15 protein-coding genes are annotated in these 20,277 nt (G+C 55.0%); 7 read left to right on the forward strand and 8 right to left on the reverse strand.

Translation table 11 applies throughout. From position 1 onward, the window contains the following. The 4 genes from RHJ02_RS00915 to RHJ02_RS00930 form a co-directional block, all read right to left on the reverse strand. Positions 1-1,491, reverse strand: a complete 1,491-nt coding sequence (locus RHJ02_RS00915) for a hypothetical protein (protein ID WP_310744701.1) — start codon at positions 1,489-1,491, stop codon at positions 1-3. A 9-nt stretch (positions 1,492-1,500) separates the two neighbouring features. Continuing rightward, entirely contained in the window at positions 1,501-2,547 is a 1,047-nt protein-coding gene (locus RHJ02_RS00920) for a PstS family phosphate ABC transporter substrate-binding protein (RefSeq protein ID WP_206200667.1), read from the reverse strand. An 80-nt stretch (positions 2,548-2,627) separates the two neighbouring features. Further along, positions 2,628-3,992 carry a glycosyltransferase family 2 protein gene (locus RHJ02_RS00925; RefSeq protein WP_310744702.1) on the reverse strand — a complete coding sequence of 455 codons (1,365 nt, stop codon included), beginning with the start codon at positions 3,990-3,992 and terminating at the stop codon, positions 2,628-2,630. Then, positions 3,913-4,920 carry a radical SAM protein gene (locus RHJ02_RS00930; RefSeq protein ID WP_206200669.1) on the reverse strand — a complete coding sequence of 336 codons (1,008 nt, stop codon included), beginning with the start codon at positions 4,918-4,920 and terminating at the stop codon, positions 3,913-3,915. The genes RHJ02_RS00925 and RHJ02_RS00930 overlap by 80 nt, the downstream gene beginning before the upstream one ends. Positions 4,921-5,264: 344 nt before the next feature. Between RHJ02_RS00930 and RHJ02_RS00935 the strand changes: the two genes are divergently transcribed. The 4 genes from RHJ02_RS00935 to RHJ02_RS00950 all read left to right on the forward strand — a co-directional run bounded on the left by RHJ02_RS00935 (position 5,265) and on the right by RHJ02_RS00950 (position 10,180). Beyond that, positions 5,265-5,420 (forward strand): Mo-dependent nitrogenase C-terminal domain-containing protein, encoded by a 156-nt coding sequence (locus RHJ02_RS00935; RefSeq protein ID WP_255521475.1) that lies wholly within the window; start codon positions 5,265-5,267, stop codon positions 5,418-5,420. Further along, a complete protein-coding gene (locus RHJ02_RS00940) occupies positions 5,384-5,488 on the forward strand; it encodes a Mo-dependent nitrogenase C-terminal domain-containing protein (RefSeq protein WP_255521522.1) in 105 nt (34 codons plus the stop codon). The genes RHJ02_RS00935 and RHJ02_RS00940 overlap by 37 nt, the downstream gene beginning before the upstream one ends. Before the next feature lie 66 nt (positions 5,489-5,554). Then, the gene (gene secA, locus RHJ02_RS00945) at positions 5,555-8,344 is read left to right on the forward strand and encodes a preprotein translocase subunit SecA (protein WP_310743238.1); all 2,790 of its coding nucleotides are present in this window, start codon (positions 5,555-5,557) and stop codon (positions 8,342-8,344) included. Between the two features lie 102 nt (positions 8,345-8,446). After that, on the forward strand, positions 8,447-10,180 hold the full coding sequence (locus RHJ02_RS00950) for a phosphodiester glycosidase family protein (RefSeq protein WP_310800357.1): 1,734 nt from the start codon (positions 8,447-8,449) through the stop codon (positions 10,178-10,180). On the opposite strand, the gene RHJ02_RS00955 is transcribed toward RHJ02_RS00950, so the two are convergent. After that, on the reverse strand, positions 10,177-11,331 hold the full coding sequence (locus RHJ02_RS00955) for a M23 family metallopeptidase (protein WP_206200672.1): 1,155 nt from the start codon (positions 11,329-11,331) through the stop codon (positions 10,177-10,179). The genes RHJ02_RS00950 and RHJ02_RS00955 overlap by 4 nt on opposite strands. 45 nt (positions 11,332-11,376) lie before the next feature. Further along, the gene (locus RHJ02_RS00960; RefSeq protein WP_310800358.1) at positions 11,377-12,702 is read right to left on the reverse strand and encodes a cobyrinate a,c-diamide synthase; all 1,326 of its coding nucleotides are present in this window, start codon (positions 12,700-12,702) and stop codon (positions 11,377-11,379) included. Between the two features lie 156 nt (positions 12,703-12,858). Between RHJ02_RS00960 and RHJ02_RS00965 the strand changes: the two genes are divergently transcribed. Both RHJ02_RS00965 and RHJ02_RS00970 read left to right on the forward strand, forming a co-directional pair. Continuing rightward, entirely contained in the window at positions 12,859-15,057 is a 2,199-nt protein-coding gene (locus tag RHJ02_RS00965) for a phosphoketolase (protein ID WP_206200674.1), read from the forward strand. A gap of 6 nt (positions 15,058-15,063) precedes the next feature. Next, positions 15,064-16,254, forward strand: a complete 1,191-nt coding sequence (locus RHJ02_RS00970; protein ID WP_206200675.1) for a Coenzyme F420 hydrogenase/dehydrogenase, beta subunit C-terminal domain — start codon at positions 15,064-15,066, stop codon at positions 16,252-16,254. A 74-nt stretch (positions 16,255-16,328) separates the two neighbouring features. On the opposite strand, the gene psbA (RHJ02_RS00975) is transcribed toward RHJ02_RS00970, so the two are convergent. Further along, positions 16,329-17,411, reverse strand: a complete 1,083-nt coding sequence (gene psbA / locus RHJ02_RS00975; protein WP_206200676.1) for a photosystem II q(b) protein — start codon at positions 17,409-17,411, stop codon at positions 16,329-16,331. Between the two features lie 312 nt (positions 17,412-17,723). After that, positions 17,724-18,806: a photosystem II q(b) protein gene (gene psbA, locus RHJ02_RS00980; protein ID WP_206200677.1), complete on the reverse strand. Its 1,083-nt coding sequence runs from the start codon at positions 18,804-18,806 to the stop codon at positions 17,724-17,726. 264 nt (positions 18,807-19,070) lie between these two features. Between psbA (RHJ02_RS00980) and RHJ02_RS00985 the strand changes: the two genes are divergently transcribed. After that, on the forward strand, positions 19,071-20,258 hold the full coding sequence (locus tag RHJ02_RS00985) for a TRC40/GET3/ArsA family transport-energizing ATPase (RefSeq protein ID WP_206200678.1): 1,188 nt from the start codon (positions 19,071-19,073) through the stop codon (positions 20,256-20,258). The last annotated feature ends 19 nt before the right edge of the window (positions 20,259-20,277 follow it).

Raw genomic sequence — 20,277 nt, forward strand, 5'->3', positions numbered from 1 at the left:
CTAAGGTTTGAGCCGTCCCTGTTCTAAGCTTTCCTGCAGGGCACGGGTTTCATCCAAAACCGTTTCAATGCCTTCAATGTGGGTCTGCCGCACAAAATTAATTTTGATTTCCTCTAGCCACATCACCAACAGATCTTGAATCACCTTGCCCACCTGTTCCTCTTGGAGTTCGGCAGTCAGGGTTTGGCCAAATTTTTGCGCCAGTTGACTCACCAGTAATGCGCCTTCGCGGGGTGGATTGCCTTGGTGTTTGCTCGCTTGCTCCAATAGCAGAAAGAGGCGATCGCTAATCTCCTTGGCAAGGGATTGGTGCCAGTGGCGCGGTAAGGCCTCAAGGGATGGAATTTCCAATAGCCGCCGATAGGGGGGCGCTTGCCGCAGGACTTGATCGACACTGTAAGCCACTAAGCCTTCCACTTCTGGTCGCAGTTGGGGGATCACGCGGTAAATGACTACCTGCACAACTAAGGCTGCCAGTTCCCCCAGTTCATCAATGTCATTGAGCGTCTTGCTCCCTTGGCCGCCAGAGACACGCGGTAGCCAGCGACTCAATTGGCCGCGACGGATTGCTTTTTGCAGTTGGGTGAGGACTTGCAGGACAACCACTTCCGAAATATCGGTGGCGATCGCTGCCACAACCCCCTGCGACGCCTGCCGCTCAAGGGTATCAAGGCAGATAATCTCCGCTTGATCCAAGCGAATGGTCACTGGGATAATCCGCAGCCATGCCCACGTCGGTGCCAACCACCAGAAGGGAAAAAAGAGGAGCACATCATACCAGCGCCAAAACATGGCATCTCGCCAGTGATAAGCGCGATACTGGCGACTCAGCCAAAACGTCCGCCCCAAAAATTCAACAAAGAACAGGAGAGTGAAGGGAAGATCAATGGCATCAAAGCGGTCAATAAAATTTCCATCCTCACCGTAGCGGCGCCAATAGTTGGTAGCCATCAGGGGAATGATCTGCGCCTCAAACCAAGCAAGGCTGGTCTGCCAGTCCCGTTCATTGATGTACTCCGGACTCCAAAAGCGCTCAAAGGACTGTTTAGAGGAGGCATTGCGATCGCCAAAGACCCGCAACCGCATCAGGTTCTTGATTCGCTCAAGGGTGCCGGTTTTATTGGCAAGGGCAAAGGGGTCGGTGTCCACCATAGTTTTACTCTGCTCGCGCAACTGAGCTAGAAGTGCTTGCGTCGCCGCGGCATCCACCCCTTCAGTGGTAATCGTTTGCCGGAGTTGGTTGACCGTGTTGATGTACCGCTCCGTCGTCCGGTGGGGTTCGATTCCCTTAATGGGGTCATAAAGGGCAGTCATCGGCAAGGGCTGGGGCAGATAAATCACCCGCTGAATCAGGGGAATGCGGATCTTTCCCAAAAGCCAGAAGTCCCGTAGGGGAATATAGGTGAGATCAAAGAGCACCAACAGAAAATTGGCGCTGGCAATGGCCACCATGATCCGCTCATAGGTTCGATTCAATGGTTTATCAAACATCTGGCTCCCCTAGCGCAAGCGGACATAGCCAGCTTTTTCAATTGCCGCTTGACCCTGATCCGTTAATAACAGGGCTGCATAGGCACGACCGGCTTGGGCATCCGGGCTATTGTCATCCTTAGTAATGACAAACAGACGACGGGTGAGGGGGTAACTGCCCTCCTGAAAGGCGCGATAGTTCAGCGTATTCCGTCGCTGTGGACATTGAGACGGATCCACATAGGGCTCCTGATAGGGGGGAACATACTGATTGGGCTGCCGCCCCAAGGGCAAGGGTCGCACACTACACTGACCAACAATTTCCGGTGCCGAGGCATAGTAAATGCCGCCGGGGGTCGCCCCCACCCGCCGTAGGGCATCTGTGGTATCCCGCACCATCACCACCTTGGGACTGAATGGCTGGTTCCCCAAGACATCTTGGACGAAAAACTCTACCGTTCCGCCATCTTCCAGCCGCCGTGAAAAGGGAGTAATGGCTAGATTCGAACCGCCCACTTGGCTCCAGTTCGTGAGTTTTCCGGTATAAATATCAACCACTTGCTGTACCGTGAGGCCAGGAATCTGGAGGTTGGGATTGACAGCGATCGCGATGCCATCGATCGCCACCGGTAGTTCCAGCAATTTTATCCCTTGGCTCTGCGCCTGCTGCCGCTCCTGTGGATTGAGGGAGCGCGAGGACTGGGCAAAGGCAAGTTGATTATTGAGAACCATGCGAATGCCACTGCCCGAGCCTGGCGTGCCGGTGGGGGGGTTGGTGTAGCGCAGGCGAAAATTGGGCCAAGCTAACTGAATCAGGGGATCGACATCGCGGCGAATCGGTGCCCACGTCGTACTGCCCCCGTATTGAAACGTACCACTGGGAACATTGCTGACATCGCTGAAATTCGCAGCCGCCATCTCTGGCGTACTCTGGGGCACCCCCAAGTTTTCAGTCACCTGTTCAAGGGGATTTTGATTGCCCAGTAACCGAATCACGAGCACCGCCCCCACCCCCAATAGACCACAGGTGAGGACAAGAGACACCAGCAAAGGCAGCAGGTTGCTATTGCGAGACATGGCAAAACCAGTCAAAACTCTGACCCTAGCCTAGCTCAAGGTTGTCCCCACACTGATCTTTTTTTAGCCAATGTTTAGGTTTAGACGCCGTGGTGCAGGGTTTTTACCCACTTGAGACGCTTCGCCCGTACGGCCATACGCAGCGTCGTCGTACTCACCACTGGTAACCAATGGAGCATATAGAGGGTTCCCCGCAAACTTTGCCAAAAGAGTTGCCAGATGCTCACCGATTGTGCCTGCGGAATGCCCCGCAACATCCCCACCATCGAAATCGTAAAGCTCAGTGTCGTCAGGGGTACTAGCATCGGGCTGCGGTGACGCAGTAGAGCCATCAGCAGGTCGGGAATTGTGGCCGTGGGAATGGCGTATTTGATCAAAAACCAGCAGAGCACATCCCAACTTTTTTGCCAGCCAAGGCGATTGCGCAGCAGCGGTTGCCAGTAGTCCAAGTAGCTTTGATAGCCCCCTTCAGCCCAGCGGTTGCGTTGGTGCCACAGCGCCACGAGTGTGGTCACCCCCTCCTCCTGTACCGCTGGATTCATCAGCACGTCAATCTGCCAGCCATGGAGATGCAGCTTCAGACTGAGATCCAGATCGTCAGTAATGGTTTCTTCATTCCAGCCGCCACAGCGCTCTAGAGCTTGCCGCCGCACAAATTGGCCATTGCCCCGCAATTCCCCCATACCCCCGCAGGCGACCCGCTGCTGTTGATAGTAGGCATCGAGGATCATTTCTGCCGCTTGGCCTTGGGTCAGCAAATTGATATTGGCATTACTGATGGCTTTGCGCACTTGCACCGCGCCGACACTGGCCACCTGAAAGCGGTTGACCACCTGTTGCAATAAATCTTGAGGGACGGTGGCATCGGCATCAAAGACACCAATAATCTCCCCCCGCGTCAGGGGCAGGACTTGATTGAGGGCACCGGACTTACCCCCGCCCGCCCCCGGCAGCCGCCGCAGCACTTTGAGGTGAGGATATTGCTTTTGTAGTTCACTCAAAATATCGGGGGTGCGATCGCTACTGTTGTCATCAATAATCCACACCTCGTAGTGGGGATAATCCAAGCGGCAAAGGTTTTTGACGAGGCGACCAATCACCGCCTCTTCATTTTTCGCCGCTACCAACAAAGACACCATTGGCTGCACACTTTCTGTGGCCTCTAATGCAGGTAGCGTTTGTGGCTTGGCTCGCCAGTAGCGCAGTGTTTGCAAGCTCATTAGCAGCGTTAGGGCATAGATCAGCCAAATGCTACCCACAATCAGATGCAGGGCGATCGTGCTCCCCCAAATCAGAGAAAGCGCTAGGAAAGCCTTGCGACGGCGACCCTCAGAACGCGGTTGTAATGGAGGACTCTCTGGGGCATCAACCCACTCCGACAGGAGTTCGTCGAGGGGATCGGCTTCGTTGTAGAAACTGTTTTCGGGCCAGGAATTCTCCGGCATAGGTCACCTGATTGAGAAACCAGTACTTATCCACTCCCTTAAAGAAGCTGGGAATGAGATAACACCACACTGTGCAGCCTTCGCAGACGGAGAGTCGGCCTTGGGAGCGGCGATACTCCTCTACCACCTCGGAGGACTTGTACAGCTCGTACAGGCGACCGTTGATGGGGACTCCCTTCTGCGCAAAGTGGTAGCACGGTAGCAGCAACTCATCATTGGGGGAAATGGCAATGACTGCATCCACCGCCTTGCAACGGGGATTTTGGGTATTGTTTCCCCCCGCACGGATGAGGGCTAATGCTGCCTTATTGTAACCAACATTGTTATACTTCTTCGCATTTTGTTCAATGTGGTCGGCAATTTCAGGGGTGGGGTTCTTCTTGTCGTTGTAGTGTTCATGGGCGGTAAAAGCGGGATTCAACCAAACCCGTACCCCTAGACTTTGGGCAAATTCGGCCACCTCACCAATCCGTTCATAATTTTGGGCAGTGACGGTGTGATTCAGCACTGGATATTCACCAAGCTCAAGGGCAATTTTGACGGACTCCACCAACGTGTCAAAAATTTTCACGCCCCGCGACTGATCATGGGTGGCCGCATCAGGCCCATCGAGGGAGAAGTTCAAGAAATCCACCAAGCCCTGAATTTCCCTAGCACGGCGGGGATAGAGAATCGTGTTGGTCGTCATGCTGGTGATGAAACCCAGACGCTTGGCTTCACGGTAGATGGCTGGGGCATCGGCACGCAGCAGCGGTTCACCCCCCGTAAAGTCCACATATTTGACCCCCAAACGTTTCAAATCGCGGAGATTGGTTTGGATGGCGCTAAAATCAGCTTCTTTGCCCGGTTCCAGTGCCCAAATGTCGCAAAAGTGGCAGCGGGCGTTACAGCGGTAGGTCAGGTAGTAGTTAGCAACCAGTGGACGCATTGAGTCTCTTCCTTAACGAATTCAAGCAAGGCCAAAATGAATAAAGCAGTCAATGAGTTTATGCAAGCAATTGAAAAATTTCTAGACAAAACTTCATCAGAGTTTGAGTTGCTGAACAGTTTAGCACTCTGCTGAGCTGAGGAATGGAGATCTATCCCTGAAGCGGCTGCAAGTTTAGCAATGCTTATTATTGATAAATATTTTTTATATTAAAAGCGTATTGCTATTTGCCTAGATTATCTTTTACCGTGAGGGTATGCGCAATTGTGAGGATAGCCCCATGAATCAACGCCTTGCCCAACGCACGTCTACTTCATTTAACGACCAAAATCCGTCAGTGGCTAATGACTTATCCGATCACAACGCCAGCGATCGCCCACCGCATTTGCCGCCTTATTCCAGCCCAATCTCCCTTTGCCCGCACCCTCTGCTTCTTGGGTCGGCCAGTCATCACCATTCCCCTCTGTGTAAACTCAATCCCTTTTATGAAGAAGTCGTGATGCTGCGGTTTCGTGCCCTCACCGACCTCAGCAATGTCTGGCAAGAGGACATCAGCCAATACGTCTAGGCAGCGAGGAACTTGCAGTTGCTATACGATTAAAATGTATAGCTTTGTATCCATGGTGCCCGTCCCATGCTGAAAGCCCTCTTTGGCGATCCCAATCAGCGCAAGATTAAAAAGTATCAGCCCCTTGTGGTCGAAATTAACCTGCTGGAGGAACAAGTTCAGGCTCTCAGCGATAGTGAGCTACAGGCAAAAACGGCTGAGTTTCGGCAGCGACTCGACAATGGCGAGACCCTCGATGATTTACTGCCCGAGGCCTTTGCCGTGGTGCGCGAAGCCTCACGACGGGTACTGGGGATGCGCCACTTTGATGTCCAGCTCATCGGTGGCATGATTCTCCACGATGGCCAGATTGCCGAAATGAAAACGGGGGAAGGGAAAACCCTCGTGGCCACGCTGCCGGCCTACCTGAATGCCCTGACGGGGAAAGGGGTGCACATTGTTACAGTCAACGACTATCTGGCACGGCGGGATGCGGAATGGATGGGGCAGGTGCATCGCTTTCTGGGTCTGACGGTCGGGCTGATTCAGCAGCACATGGCTCCCCAAGAGCGGCAGAAAAGCTATGCCTGCGATATCACCTATGCCACCAACAGCGAAATTGGCTTTGACTACCTGCGGGACAATATGGCTACGTCCATGGCTGAGGTGGTGCAGCGTCCCTTCAACTACTGCATCATTGACGAGGTGGATTCGGTACTGATTGACGAAGCCCGCACGCCCCTGATTATTTCAGGTCAAGTGGAGCGTCCCACCGAGAAGTACCTCAAGGCGGCTGAAGTTGCCCGCCTCCTGAAAAAGGACGAGCACTACGAGGTGGATGAAAAGGCTCGTAATGTCCTCATGACCGATGAGGGGTTTATCGAAGCTGAAAAACTATTGGGGGTGAGCGATCTCTATGACCCCCAAGACCCTTGGGCACACTATATCTTTAATGCCATCAAGGCCAAGGAACTCTTCCAGCGGGATGTGAACTACATCGTCCGCAATGGTGAAGTGGTGATTGTCGATGAATTCACGGGACGAGTCATGGTGGGTCGCCGCTGGAGTGATGGCCTGCATCAGGCGATCGAAGCCAAGGAAGGCCTAGAGATTCAAAATGAGTCCCAAACCCTCGCCACAATTACCTACCAAAATCTCTTTTTGCTCTATCCCAAGTTGGCGGGGATGACGGGGACAGCCAAGACGGAAGAGGCGGAATTTGAGAAAATTTACAAGCTGGAAGTGACGGTGGTGCCGACCAATCGCCCCAGCCAGCGGCGGGACTTTCCCGATGTGGTCTATAAAACGGAGCGGGGCAAATGGCTGGCCGTGGCCTCTGAATGTGCCGAGGTTCATGCTACGGGTCGCCCAGTGCTCGTGGGTACCACCAGTGTTGAAAAGTCGGAGCTACTGTCGCAACTGCTGCGGGAGTTGGACATTCCCCATAACCTGCTGAATGCCAAACCTGAAAATGTGGAGCGAGAGTCGGAGATCATTGCCCAAGCCGGCCGCAAGGGCGCAGTGACGATCTCAACCAACATGGCAGGCCGAGGCACCGACATTATCCTAGGGGGGAATGCCGACTATATGGCACGCCTCAAGGTGCGGGAATACTTTATGCCTCGCATTGTCATGCCCCCCAGTGACGACCCGATGATGCTATTGGGGCTGAAAATGGATCGCGGCGGTGGCCAAGGCTTTAGTCAGGCGGCGCAGAAAAACTGGAAAGCCTCACCGGGACTCTTCCCCTGCGAAATTAGTAAGGAGGCGGAAAAGCTGCTGCGCCATGCGGTGGATGTGGCGGTCAAGACCTATGGTGAGCGCAGTCTGCCGGAGTTGCAGGCGGAGGATATGCTGGCGATCGCCTCGGAGAAAGCACCGACCCAAGACCCTGTGATTCAAGCCCTGCGGGATGCCTTTAACCGTATCCGCGAAGAATATGAGGTGGTCACCAAGAAAGAACATGAAGAAGTGGTCGCCCTCGGTGGTTTGCACGTGATTGGGACAGAACGCCATGAATCGCGGCGGATTGACAACCAGTTGCGGGGACGGGCAGGACGCCAAGGTGACCCCGGATCCACACGCTTTTTCCTGAGCTTGGAGGATAACCTACTGCGCATCTTTGGGGGCGATCGCGTCGCCAGTATCATGAATGCCCTGCGCGTTGACGAGGATATGCCCATTGAGTCGGGACTCCTTACCCGCAGCTTGGAAAATGCCCAGCGCAAAGTGGAAACCTACTACTATGACATCCGTAAGCAGGTCTTTGAATACGACGAGGTGATGAATAACCAGCGGCGTGCCATCTATGCTGAGCGGCGGCGGGTGCTGGAAGGGGAAGACCTCAAGGATCGGGTGCTGGAGTACGCCGAAAAAACCATGGACGACATCATTGCCGCCTATGTCAATCCCGATCTGCCGCCAGAGGAATGGGATTTAGAGGGCTTGGTGGCCAAAGTACAGGAATTTGTCTATTTGCTGTCGGATCTGCGCCCTGAGCATCTGGCTCATCTCAGCGTACCGGAGATGCAGGCGTTTTTGCATGAGCAAGTGCGCACCGCCTACGAGCAAAAAGAAGCAGAAATTGAGCGCATTCAAACGGGTCTGATGCGACAAGCGGAGCGGTTCTTTATCCTACAACAGATTGACCTGCTGTGGCGGGAGCACCTACAACAAATGGATGCCCTGCGGGAGTCGGTCGGCCTACGGGGCTATGGTCAAGAGGATCCCTTGGTGGAGTACAAACGGGAGGGCTATGAATTGTTCTTGGACATGATGGTGATGATTCGCCGCAATGTCGTGTATTCTCTCTTCCAGTTCCAGCCCCAAGTGGCACCGCCCCCAGAGGAGGTGTCCTCGTCCTCAGATCAGGCCTAGCCGAGTTGCCCAAAATTGATCCTTGTTGCTCTGGAGCAATCTGTAGCGCTACGGGGTCAACTATACTGGCAGAGTTTCAGTGGGCAGGGTGTGGCGTTAAGCGTGTTGGCAAGATCGGCTTCTCGGGTTGTTGGCAGTGGGATTGCACTTGCGATCGCTAGCTCCAGCGCCAATATCGCATTACCTCAGGAAATTCAAGGCGATCGCCTGAACTTAAATGGCCGCGACTACCCCGTGGCTTGGCAGCAGTGGCGCGATAACCAAAATCAACTGCGCACAGGGATTAGCGATGGTGGCCTTGCCAATCGCTTGGGGGTGCTCCTTGGGGATACTACAGACCCGTTTCAGCAACCAGTGGCTTGGTTTCAGCCGCAATTTAGCCCCTTGGCGGTGCGCTTTAGCCCCAACGGCATGTATCGCTACTTGGACATTACACCGTGGATTGAGCAATATCAGTGGCAGGTGCAACCCCAAGGGAATACGCTCCAGATCAGTACCCCCCCGGCACGGATTCTCAGTTGGCGGCAGGGACGACAACCGTGGGGCGATCGCTGGGTCTTTGAATTAGACCGCCCCACCCCTTGGCAAGTGAATCGGCTCACCTTTAGCCGCACAGGTCTTACCCCTCGCGATCTCAGCCTGACGATTGAGGCGACGGGACAATTGGCCACGATTCCCAATGTCAAAATTACCGCTACCCCCAATCGCACAGTACTGGAAACACAAATTCCCGGCACGGCTCGCCCAGTGGCCTCAATGCTGCTCAATCCACCGCGTCTGGTGATTGATTTTCGCAGGGATGCGCCCCCCCCGCGTACGATTCAATGGGCACCGGGGCTACGTTGGCAACAGCAAACCGTGACCCTCGGCAGTCGTCAGTTTCCTGTGGATCTGCTGATCATTAACCCTCAGCAGCCGGGGCTGCGTCTGCGTCCCCTCGGCATGACCCCCACAACCTTGGTGGGCTTAGCAACGGTGCCCGAACTGGCTCAACGCTGGCAAGCCGCCGCCGCCATTAATGCTGGATTCTTTAATCGCGATCGCCAAGCTCCCTTGGGGGCCATTCGCAGTGAGGGCAACTGGCTCTCAGGCCCGATTCTCAATCGCGGTGCCATTGGCTGGGACGATCGCGGCCAGATGGTTGTCGGTCGCCTGAGTTTGCAGCAGCGGGTGAGGACGCCGGCCGGTACGGTGCCCATTGTCACGTTCAATTCTGGCTATGTCCAAGCCGGTCTTGCCCTTTATACCCCCAGTTGGGGCGCGAGCTACCAAGGGAAAACGGGCAGCGAAGTGGTGATTACGGTGCGCAATCAGCAGGTGGTGGGGCAGCAACCGATCCATAACAATCAAGCGATTCCTATTCCCGCAGATGGCTTTCTACTGGTGGCGCGTAACTTTAATTCCGCCTTGGCCAACTTCCCACCGGGAGCTTCCGTGCAACTGGAAACCACGGCTGTGCCCGCTGTGTTTAATAGCATTCCCAATATTGTTGGTGCAGGTCCCCTACTGGTGGATCAGGGGCGAGTGGTCTTGAATGCGGCACTGGAGCAATTTGGAGCAGGTTTAGATGCGCAGGCAGCCCCCCGCAGTGCCATGGGCAACCGCAGTGATGGCAGCATTGTCTGGGTCACCACCCACAACCGTATTGGGGGTATGGGGCCAACCCTCGCCGAATGGGCACAAATTGTGCGGCAGTTGGGCTTGATCAATGCCGTCAATCTGGATGGTGGCAGTTCCACGGCTCTCTACATTGGTGGGGTCTTGGTGGATCGCCATTCGGTGACAACAACGCGGGTCAATAATGCCATTGGGGTCTTTTGGCAGCCAACCCCCTAAAGATAGGCCAAGGGATCGCTGGGTTCGCCATTGAGGCGCACTTCAAAGTGGAGGTGGGGGCCTGTTGAGAGTCCCGTCGAGCCAACTTCAGCAATGGGCTGCCCCTGTTGCACGAATTCACCTTCTCGTACGAGCAATCGCTGGGCATGGGCATAGAGGGTCGTCATGCCGCCGCCATGATCCAAAATCACGGTTTGGCCGTAGCCCCCTGACCAACCGGCAAAGATCACGGTGCCCGCTTCAGCAGCAAAGATGAGGGTGCCAAAATCTGCCCCAAAATCCACCCCAGCATGAAATCGCCGTGTGCCTAAAATTGGGTGAATCCGCCAACCAAAGGGACTGGTCAGCGGTGCTTGAATGGGGTAGGCAAGACGACCACTGCGGGGAAGGGGTGGGGCGCCCCTAGGGACATAACCGAGGCGTTGGTTAATGAGCTGCTGAATGGCGGCACTATCACGGGCGAGTTGGGCTTCAATGGAGGCAAGGGCTTGGCGATCGCTCCGTAGGCGAGCAATGAGTTGCCGTTGGTTTGCAGCTTCGCGCTCATAGATGGCCTGTTGCTGTTGCAGTTGTTGGCGTAGGGCTTGAATGAAGCGCTGTTGCACTTGAATTTGTCGCTCCTGCTGCTGAAGTCGCTGGCGATCGCGAACCAAGGCGGCCAAGTGCTGGCGATCGCGCTCATAGACCTGACGCAGACGCCCCTGCTGCTCAAACCAATCGTTAAGGGTTTCCGCCTCAAAGACCATTGCCCACTGGGGAATCTCGCGGTAGCGTTGGAGCCGCCGCAGGCGATCGCTAATCACGGCCACACTGGCTTCGTAGCGCTGGCTGAGGGTTTGTTGCTGTTCCTTGAGGTCTTTGAGCAGTTTTTCCGCTGCTTGCAGGCGATCGCTGGCCGCCATTAATTGCTGCGTTGTTGTGTCCACATTGGTTTCCAAACTCTCAAGGCGATCGCTCGCCGCTGCCTCAAGGCGTTCGAGTTGTTGACGCTGCTGACCCACCGCCTGCTGGTGCTGCTGATGTTGTTGGATCACCCGCTGCCAATACGCCAAGTTTTGGGAGGGCGCCGTTGCCCAAGCCACTAAAGTGGCGCTGAGGGTCACAAGTACCCCAAGGCAAACGTAGAGGCTATAGCGGTATCGCATCGGCATTGAGCGCCCTCAAATACTGCAAACATTACGTTGCCGTGAGTGGCATTATCCAACCTTTGCTGCCTGCTGCAGAAAGCGAATCGCCCACTGTGGATGGCCGCCCCAATGGAGATGGAGATAACTGGCGTGGAGTTGAGAACTGCCCCAGCCCTCGGCTTGACCGTCCAATTGCCACAGCGGCGTTGGCGGCGGCACACTCAAACAGGAATAGTGAAATTCATGGCCTTGAACCGTCTCTCCTGCCCGCAGACACACCGTTGTTTGTAAAGCCGTGGCTTGGCGATAGCCGAGGGTGAGTTTTTTACCCATGCGGGCAACCGTCGGCAAGTATCCCACCAAAGGATAGTAGTGTCCCTCGCAGGTTTGGATGCCTTGGCTGAGGTACATGAGGCCACCACACTCGGCATAGAGAGCTAAGCCCCCTTCAATGGCCTGCCGCAGTGATTCAAGAAACGAGTGATTCGCCGCTAGCTCTGGGGCAAACACCTCTGGAAAGCCACCCCCCAAGATCAACCCCTGTAGACCGGTGGGCAAGGGGGCATCCCGCAGGGGTGAGACCGGAATTAACGTTGCCCCTAAAGCGTGGAGCAGATCAAGAGTGTCAGTGTAGTAAAACTGAAAGGCGGCATCTTGGGCAACGCCAAGGGTGACTGGGGTCAGGGGGGAAACGCTAAAAGGGGGGGCTGCGGGGGTGGGGGCTGGGGCAAGGAGTGGCGTGAGGCGCTCCCAGTCAAAACAGGTGTTTCCTAAATGGGCAAGGCGATCGCCGAGGTGCTGAAATTCCCCTGATTCGTGGGGCGGCACTAAGCCGAGGTGGCGACTGGGGAGTGCCAAGGCCTGATCGCGATAGATGATGCCGAGAATGGGCACCCCAAGGGGGGCAAGGGCAGCTTCTAACATTTGCCGATGGCGATCGCTGGCCACCCGATTCAAGACCACGCCAGCAATCTGGAGGGAGGGATCATAGTGGCAAAAGCCATAGACCAAGGCCGCCACGGAAGCTGCCTGTTTTTGCACATCCAAAACCAGTAGGATGGGAGCCTGCAAGAGTTGGGCAATGTGTGCCGTACTGCCCTCATGGCTGCCCCCTCGGCCATCAAATAGCCCCATCACTCCCTCAATGAGCACTGCATCCATCCCCTGACTGTAATAGCCCACACAGGCGCGGACATAGTCAGCACTGGTCAAGACCACGTCAAGGTTACGGCAAGGCCGGCCACTGATAGCACTGTGAAACAGGGGATCAATGTAGTCAGGCCCCACCTTAAATGTTTGGACGCGCTGCCCCCGTGCCGTTAAGGCTGCATTCAAGGCCAAAGCAACCGTTGTTTTGCCGACACCACTGCGATCGCCCGCTATCACCAATGCCATCGTTAATCCCGTTCCCCAAGAAAAATCAATCTATGGCCACAATCCATCGCAATGCCTGCATTCCAAGGAGATTCCCTGCCCCAGCCGCCGTGAGAGCGCCCCCCACCCCTGTAAGATAGGAGACTAAGCGTGCAGTCAACAGTTGGGTCAAGGTCTATGACAGCGGTAACTTCGGTGCCCAGTTTCTGTGAAGGAATCCAGTATTTTGGCGACGATTGGCCAGACTGGGATCGCTATGGTCAAACACCGCTTCTGAATGCCCAACAGCCTGCCCTTACCGACTTAGACGCCACCGAGGCCGCCTATCAAACGCTGCTCTATGCCGATGCCCTCCGCTATCTGATCTTACAGATGACCGGCAGTAAAGCCTCAGGTCACCCCGGCGGGTTTGCCAGCCAAGCGGAAGCCTATGCCGCCCTAGTGATGTTGGGGCACAAGAATATCATCACGGAAGTGGGGCACCATGCCCCCGGCTTCTATGCCGCCATGTTCTTGGATCGCTCCCTCGAAAAGATGGGCATTTATACGGTTCAAGACCTGCGCGATCGCTTCCGCGAAAAACATGGCCTTCTGGGTCATCTCTCTGGTTATATTCCGGGGATTCTAGCGCCCGCCGGCCCCCTCGGACAGGGGCAGCACTTTGCCATGGCCGCTGCTTGGTTGCACCGCCAGACCCTCTTTCCCTTCACCTTAGGCGATGGCGGTCTGGGGGAACCCTACGTCATGAGCAGTATGGCCCACTTCCACACGGCTTTCCCAGAGGTCACCAACTTCCTGCCTGTCCTCGTGTGGAATGGCTTTAGCCAAGAGCACCACAGCATGGTCTCCCGCAAAACCAATCCCGAAATGATGGCCTACTGGCACGGCAATGGCTTCCAAGAGGTGGTGCTGGTGGATGCCAAGGACTTTGATGATAGCGACCAAGAGGGGGATTACGTTGATAGCACGCTCTTTTCCTTTGGTCAGCGATTGGCCTTCATGCAGGCGGTGCTCAAGGGGGTACAGGAGGCGGCGCGATCGGCTCTCTCCGGCAAGTTAACGGTCTTTATCCTCAAGCAACTGAAAGGCGCCGGCGTGCATGCCAAGGGGGCAAAATCCCATAACCTCTATGCCCAGCACACCCTCGACAACCCCGATATTGTCAATGCCCTGAAAGCCCGTGCCCTGTCTCCCGCTGCTTGGGAACTGGTGCGCCAAAACTGTGTTGCTGCGGCCGGTGGGCCTGCGGCAGAGGTGGTGGTCACTGAGCAGGTCTTAGATTTACCGCCCCTTGGGGAGATTTCCCTTGAGGCCTATGCCTTGGGGGAAAACAAAGTAGCCACAACGGCGATGGGGCGCATGGTGGCAGAAGTGGGACAGCGCGATCGCCGCTATCTGGTCACGAATGCCGATGGCAATGAGGCCTCTGGCATTGGCAACATCAACCAAGCCCTGAAGATCATTCACCCGACCACGGATCCCCTCTACAATCAAGTGCCCAATGGCCAAGTCTATGAACCCCTCAGCGAAGATGCCTGTGCCGGTCTAGCGGCAGGGCTTTGCTTGATGGGCAGCCGCAGTCTTTGGTGCTCCTATGAGTCCTTTGCCATTAATGGTCTCCCCATTTGGCAAACCGTCACCCAAGCCATGGCAGAGCTGCGCCGTCCGACGCCAGCCACAGTAACCCTCTTTACCGCCGGTGCCCTTGAGCAGGGGCGCAATGGCTGGACGCACCAACGCCCAGAAATCGAAGCCTACTACGCTGCCCTATTGCGCAATGGCAATGTCTTTGTCCTCTTTCCGCCGGATGCCAACAGCATTCAAGTGTGCTACCGCTGGGCACTCACAGCACAAAACAAGGGGATTGCCATCTTTGCCAGTAAAACACCGCTGCCGGTGCGCACCACGTTTGCCCAAACCGAACAGGCCCTTGATGAGGGCGCGGTAACCCTCTACGAGTCTGCTAGTGGTCGTGCCACATTGGTGCTAGCGGTGCTAGGGGATATGATTTTGCAGCCCGTGTATAGTGCCCTACCCCAGTTGGAACAGCTCGGCTATCGGGTGCGCATTGTCTCGGTCATTAACCCCCGCCGCCTATATCGGCCTACGGATGTGGCTTGGCAAACCTGTGCCGAACCCGATGGTGGCTTTGCCGATGAGGCCACCTTCCAACGACTTTTTGGTGGTGATGCCCTTTTGGGAGTCACGGGCGGGCCTGCGGCACTGTTGGAGCCAATTCTTTTGCGTGCCACCTGTCCCCGCGATGTCTTGGCTTGGCAACGGGGAGAAACGACGGCTAGCCCCGCCGAACTCATGGCCTACAATGGCCTCACTCCCGAAGCGATTTGCGATCGCGCCCGTTCACTGCTGAAGTAAGTGCCCATGACTGCTGCCCATCAAAAAGCCCGTGCCCTCAAGCCCGGCAGCCCTCGCCCCGCCAAAGCCCTCTGTAGCGAGTGTGGTCTTTGCGACACCTACTATATCCACTACGTCAAAGAGGCCTGTGCCTTCCTCAATCAGCAGTTTGAGACTCTCGAGCAGCAAAGTCATGGCCGTGCCCGTGATCTTGACAATTGGGATGAGTGCTACTTTGGCGTTCACCAGCAGATGATGGCGGCTCGCAAAACCGAACCCATTGCGGGGGCGCAGTGGACGGGCATCGTCAGCAGTATTGCCATTGCCATGCTGGAGTCGGGGCGGGTTGAAGGGGTGGTCTGCGTTCAAAATAGCGAGAGCGATCGCTTTACCCCCAAGCCCGTGATTGCCCGCAGCCGTGAAGAGATTCTCGCTGCTCGCGTCAATAAACCGACCCTGTCTCCCAATCTATCGGTTCTCGAGCAGGTGGAACAATCTGGACTCAGGCGGCTGTTGGTGATTGGGGTTGGCTGTCAAATTCAGGCGCTGCGAGCGGTACAGGACAAACTGGGTCTTGAAAAGCTCTACGTCCTAGGCACTCCCTGCGTGGACAATGTCACCCGTGCCGGTCTGCAAAAATTCCTAGAAACCACCAGCCGATCGCCCGCAACCGTCATTTACTACGAGTTCATGCAAGACTTTCGGGTGCATTTCAAGCACAGCGACGGCTCCACGGAAACCGTGCCCTTCTTTGGCCTCAAGACCAATCAACTCAAGGATGTCTTTGCCCCCTCCTGCATGAGTTGCTTTGACTACGTGAATGGCCTTGCCGATCTGGTCGTGGGCTACATGGGCGCCCCCTTTGGTTGGCAGTGGCTGGTGGTGCGCAACGAGCTTGGCCAAGAAATGCTTGACCTCGTGCGCGATCAGTTAGACATTCAGCCTGTTACGAGTGCCGGCGATCGCCACGCTGCCGTGCAACAAAGCATTCCTGCCTACGATAAAGGCGTCACGCTCCCCATGTGGGCGGCGAAACTGGTCGGCCTAGTAATTGAGCGCATTGGTCCCAAAGGGCTTGAATATGCCCGCTTTTCCATTGACTCCCACTTCACCCGCAACTATCTCTATGTGCGGCGCAACTATCCCCAAAAACTGGCCGCTCACGTGCCCGCCTTTGCCAAAAAAATTGTTGATCAGTATCAACTCCCTGCCCAATAATCCCGACAAAAAAAGCCCCCCCTGTGGGGAGCGATATTTGGACTTATCACTAGAGCGGTTTAGGAGCGACCTGTTTAGGCTTCAATGCTTGGGGCAATCATCGCCACAGGAGCCGATTCACCGCTTGCCAAGTCGAGGGGGAAGTTGTGGGCATTGCGTTCGTGCATCACCTCAATACCAATGTTGGCGCGGTTGATGATGTCGGCCCAAGTATTGATGACATTCCCTTGCGCATCCACAACGGAGTGGTTGAAGTTGAAGCCATTGAGGTTAAAGGCCATCGTGCTAATGCCAAGGGCAGCAAACCAGATGCCCACCACTGGCCAAGCAGCGAGGAAGAAGTGCAGCGAGCGGCTATTGTTGAAACTGGCGTATTGGAAGATCAGCCGACCAAAGTAACCGTGAGCTGCCACGATGTTGTAGGTTTCTTCCTCTTGACCAAACTTGTAGCCATAGTTGGTGGATTCGGTTTCGGTGGTTTCACGGATCAGGCTGGAGGTCACCAGAGAACCGTGCATAGCGGCAAACAGGGCACCACCAAAGACACCCGCCACACCCAGCATGTGGAAGGGGTGCATGAGGATGTTGTGCTCCGCTTGGAACACAATCATGAAGTTAAACGTACCGGAAATGCCCAGCATCAGGCCATCGGAAAAGCTGCCTTGACCAATGGGGTAGATCAACAGCACAGCCGTTGCCGCTGCCACGGGAGCTGAGAAGGCCACGGGAATCCAAGGCCGCATCCCCAGACGGTAGCTGAGTTCCCATTCCCGACCCATGTAGCAGAAAATGCCGATCAGGAAGTGGAAAACAATCAGTTGATAAGGACCACCGTTGTAGAGCCACTCATCGAGGGAAGCAGCATCCCAGATCGGGTAGAGGTGTAGCCCAATGGCATTAGAGGAGGGCACCACTGCCGCTGTAATGAGGTTGTTGCCATAGAGCAAGGAGCCAGAGACAGGCTCACGGATACCATCAATATCCACGGGGGGTGCCGCAATAAAAGCAATGACAAAGCAAATCGTTGCGGCAAGGAGCGTCGGGATCATGATCACCCCAAACCAGCCAATATAAAGGCGGTTTTCTGTGCTGGTAATCCAATCGCAAAAACGCTCCCACAGATTCGCTGTCTGACGACGTTGCAGAACTGTAGTCATAGTCGTTATGAATCTATGAATAACAACAGAACTTAAGCAGCAGCAACGAACGCTGCAAGCTCCTATTTATTGATTATATGGTTATATTTCTGAGCGGCAAGGGGTTTGAGGTCGGCTTTTATAGAATCAAAAGACCTTTGTCTATCCATTGACTTTTATCAATCTTTTAGATTGACGTTGGGCGGGTAGCAGCGTCTCTGAGACGTGGTTTCTTACCGTGTTGAGCGTGTTAATGCCTGTGGGCTATAACGCAATAAAAAACCGCCCCTAGGGCAGGAGCGGCTGTGTCAAAGTTCAGCAGATGAGTGTTGCTTAGCTGTTGATGCTGGGAGCAATCATGGCCACAGGAGCAGATTCAGCGCTAGCCAAGTCGAGGGGGAAGTTGTGAGCATTGCGCTCGTGCATCACTTCCATACCCAAGTTGGCACGGTTGATGATGTCTGCCCAAGTGTTGATCACGTTGCCCTTGGCATCAATGACCGAGTGGTTGAAGTTAAACCCGTTGAGGTTGAAGGCCATCGTGCTGATACCCAGAGCGGTGAACCAAACCCCGACCACCGGCCAAGCGGCGAGGAAGAAGTGCAGCGCACGGCTGTTGTTGAAGCTGGCGTATTGGAAGATCAAGCGACCAAAGTAACCGTGGGCAGCCACGATGTTGTAGGTTTCTTCCTCTTGACCGAATTTGTAGCCGTAGTTGGTGGATTCCGTTTCGGTGGTTTCACGGATCAGGCTGGAGGTCACCAGAGAACCGTGCATGGCGGAGAACAGTGCGCCACCAAAGACACCGGCCACACCCAATTGGTGGAAGGGGTGCATTAGGATGTTGTGCTCAGCTTGGAACACAATCATGAAGTTGAAGGTACCGGAGATACCGAGGGGCATCCCGTCAGAGAAGCTGCCTTGACCAATGGGGTAGATCAAGAAGACCGCAAAGGCAGAGGCCAAGGGAGCGGAGTAGGCCACGCAAATCCAAGGCCGCATACCGAGGCGGTAGCTGAGTTCCCACTGGCGCCCCATGTAGCAGGAGGCACCCAACAGGAAGTGGAAGACAATCAACTGGTAGGGGCCACCGTTGTAGAGCCACTCATCGAGGGAAGCAGCTTCCCAAATGGGGTAGAAGTGCAAGCCAATGGCGTTGCTGGTGGGCACCACTGCACCAGTGATGATGTTGTTGCCATAGAGCAAGGAGCCAGAAACAGGCTCACGGATGCCATCGATGTCCACAGGGGGAGCAGCGATGAAAGCAATCACAAAGCAAATGGTTGCGGCCAGCAGGGTGGGGATCATAATCACACCGAACCAGCCCACATAGAGGCGGTTATCGGTGCTGGTCACCCAGTTACAAAACCGCTCCCACAAATTCGCGCTTTCGCGACGTTGGAGAGTTGTGGTCATAGTCGTGATAAGTCCAAATATATTTCCCGTTACAAACCCTTGAAAACAGTTATAAACTGCAAGGGCTTAAGCATTAACTTAATATTTGCCCCAAGGGATCGGGGAGAGGCCTAAATTATTGTTAATAAAGCTAAATAAGCAGTTGTATTTATTTATTTTTCTTAATGATTTTATTTTCATTGATTGCGAGCGATCGCCCCCCCCTGAGGACAAGCTCAAGGGTTAAGATATTTTAAGCAACCGTGTTTAGGGCAGGGCCTTCCCATGCGCGTAATTTTAATGACTGGCAAAGGTGGCGTTGGTAAAACCTCAGTGGCGGCAGCAACGGGGTTACGCTGTGCTGAGTTGGGGTACAAAACGCTGGTGCTGAGCACCGATCCCGCCCACTCCCTTGCTGATAGTTTTGACCTTGAATTGGGGCATGTCCCTGTGCCCGTCGCCGAAAATCTCTGGGGAGCGGAACTCGATGCTCTCATGGAACTGGAGGACAACTGGGGTGCGGTGAAGCGCTACATTACCCAAGTCTTGCAGGCGCGCGGGCTAGAGGGCGTTCAAGCTGAAGAATTGGCGATTTTGCCGGGGATGGATGAAATTTTTGCCCTTGTGCGCATGAAACGCCACTATGACGAAGGCCAATACGATGTCTTAATTATTGACTCTGCCCCCACAGGTACGGCACTGCGGCTGTTGAGTCTACCCGAGGTGAGCGGCTGGTACATGCGCCGCTTCTATAAACCCCTACAGCGGATGTCCGTGGCCTTGCGACCGATTGTGGAGCCAATTTTCAAGCCCTTGGTGGGGTTCTCTTTGCCCGATCAAGAGGTGATGGATGCGCCCTATGAATTCTATGAGCAGATTGAAGCCCTTGAAAAAGTCCTCACCGACAACACCCAAACCTCAGTGCGCTTGGTCACCAATCCAGAAAAGATGGTCATTAAGGAGTCGCTGCGCGCCCATGCCTATCTCAGCCTCTATAACGTGGCCACCGACTTAGTCATTGCAAACCGTATTCTGCCGAACACGGTACAGGATCCCTTCTTTGCCCGCTGGAAAGAAATGCAGCAGCAATACCGTCAAGAAATTCACGACAATTTCCGCCCGCTACCGGTGAAGGAAGTGCCCCTGTTTGCTGAGGAACTCTGTGGTTTAGCGGCACTGCACCGCCTGAAGGAGACCCTCTACGCTGATGAAGATCCAGCTCAGGTTTATTACCAAGAGCAAACGATTCGGGTGGTGCCCAGTGATGGCCAGTACAGCCTTGAACTCTATCTACCGGGGGTACCCAAGGAAAAAATTGAACTGAACAAGACGGCAGATGAGTTGAATATCCGCATTGGTAACCATCGTCGTAATATGGTGCTCCCCCAAGGATTAGCAGCACTGCAACCGGTGGGCGCGAAAATGGAGGCGGACTACCTGAAAATCCGCTTTGCTAGTGCCACCAGTAGCTAATTCGGCTAATCAATGACTG

Origin of the sequence: Thermosynechococcus sp. TG215, from assembly GCF_031583455.1 — a bacterium.
Lineage (GTDB): Bacteria > Cyanobacteriota > Cyanobacteriia > Thermosynechococcales > Thermosynechococcaceae > Thermosynechococcus.

Excerpts from the sequence above, each read along its gene's own strand:
- RHJ02_RS00970 (WP_206200675.1), top strand. The coding sequence starts at position 15,064 with ATGACTGCTGCCCATCAAAAAGCCCGTGCCCTCAAGCCCGGCAGCCCT.
- RHJ02_RS00955 (WP_206200672.1), bottom strand. The coding sequence starts at position 11,331 with ATGCCGATGCGATACCGCTATAGCCTCTACGTTTGCCTTGGGGTACTT.
- RHJ02_RS00925 (WP_310744702.1), bottom strand. The coding sequence starts at position 3,992 with ATGCCGGAGAATTCCTGGCCCGAAAACAGTTTCTACAACGAAGCCGAT.
- RHJ02_RS00965 (WP_206200674.1), top strand. The coding sequence starts at position 12,859 with ATGACAGCGGTAACTTCGGTGCCCAGTTTCTGTGAAGGAATCCAGTAT.
- RHJ02_RS00930 (WP_206200669.1), bottom strand. The coding sequence starts at position 4,920 with ATGCGTCCACTGGTTGCTAACTACTACCTGACCTACCGCTGTAACGCC.
- RHJ02_RS00985 (WP_206200678.1), top strand. The coding sequence starts at position 19,071 with ATGCGCGTAATTTTAATGACTGGCAAAGGTGGCGTTGGTAAAACCTCA.
- RHJ02_RS00920 (WP_206200667.1), bottom strand. The coding sequence starts at position 2,547 with ATGTCTCGCAATAGCAACCTGCTGCCTTTGCTGGTGTCTCTTGTCCTC.
- secA (WP_310743238.1), top strand. The coding sequence starts at position 5,555 with ATGCTGAAAGCCCTCTTTGGCGATCCCAATCAGCGCAAGATTAAAAAG.
- psbA (WP_206200676.1), bottom strand. The coding sequence starts at position 17,411 with ATGACTACAGTTCTGCAACGTCGTCAGACAGCGAATCTGTGGGAGCGT.
- RHJ02_RS00915 (WP_310744701.1), bottom strand. The coding sequence starts at position 1,491 with ATGTTTGATAAACCATTGAATCGAACCTATGAGCGGATCATGGTGGCC.
- psbA (WP_206200677.1), bottom strand. The coding sequence starts at position 18,806 with ATGACCACAACTCTCCAACGTCGCGAAAGCGCGAATTTGTGGGAGCGG.
- RHJ02_RS00935 (WP_255521475.1), top strand. The coding sequence starts at position 5,265 with ATGACTTATCCGATCACAACGCCAGCGATCGCCCACCGCATTTGCCGC.
- RHJ02_RS00960 (WP_310800358.1), bottom strand. The coding sequence starts at position 12,702 with ATGGCATTGGTGATAGCGGGCGATCGCAGTGGTGTCGGCAAAACAACG.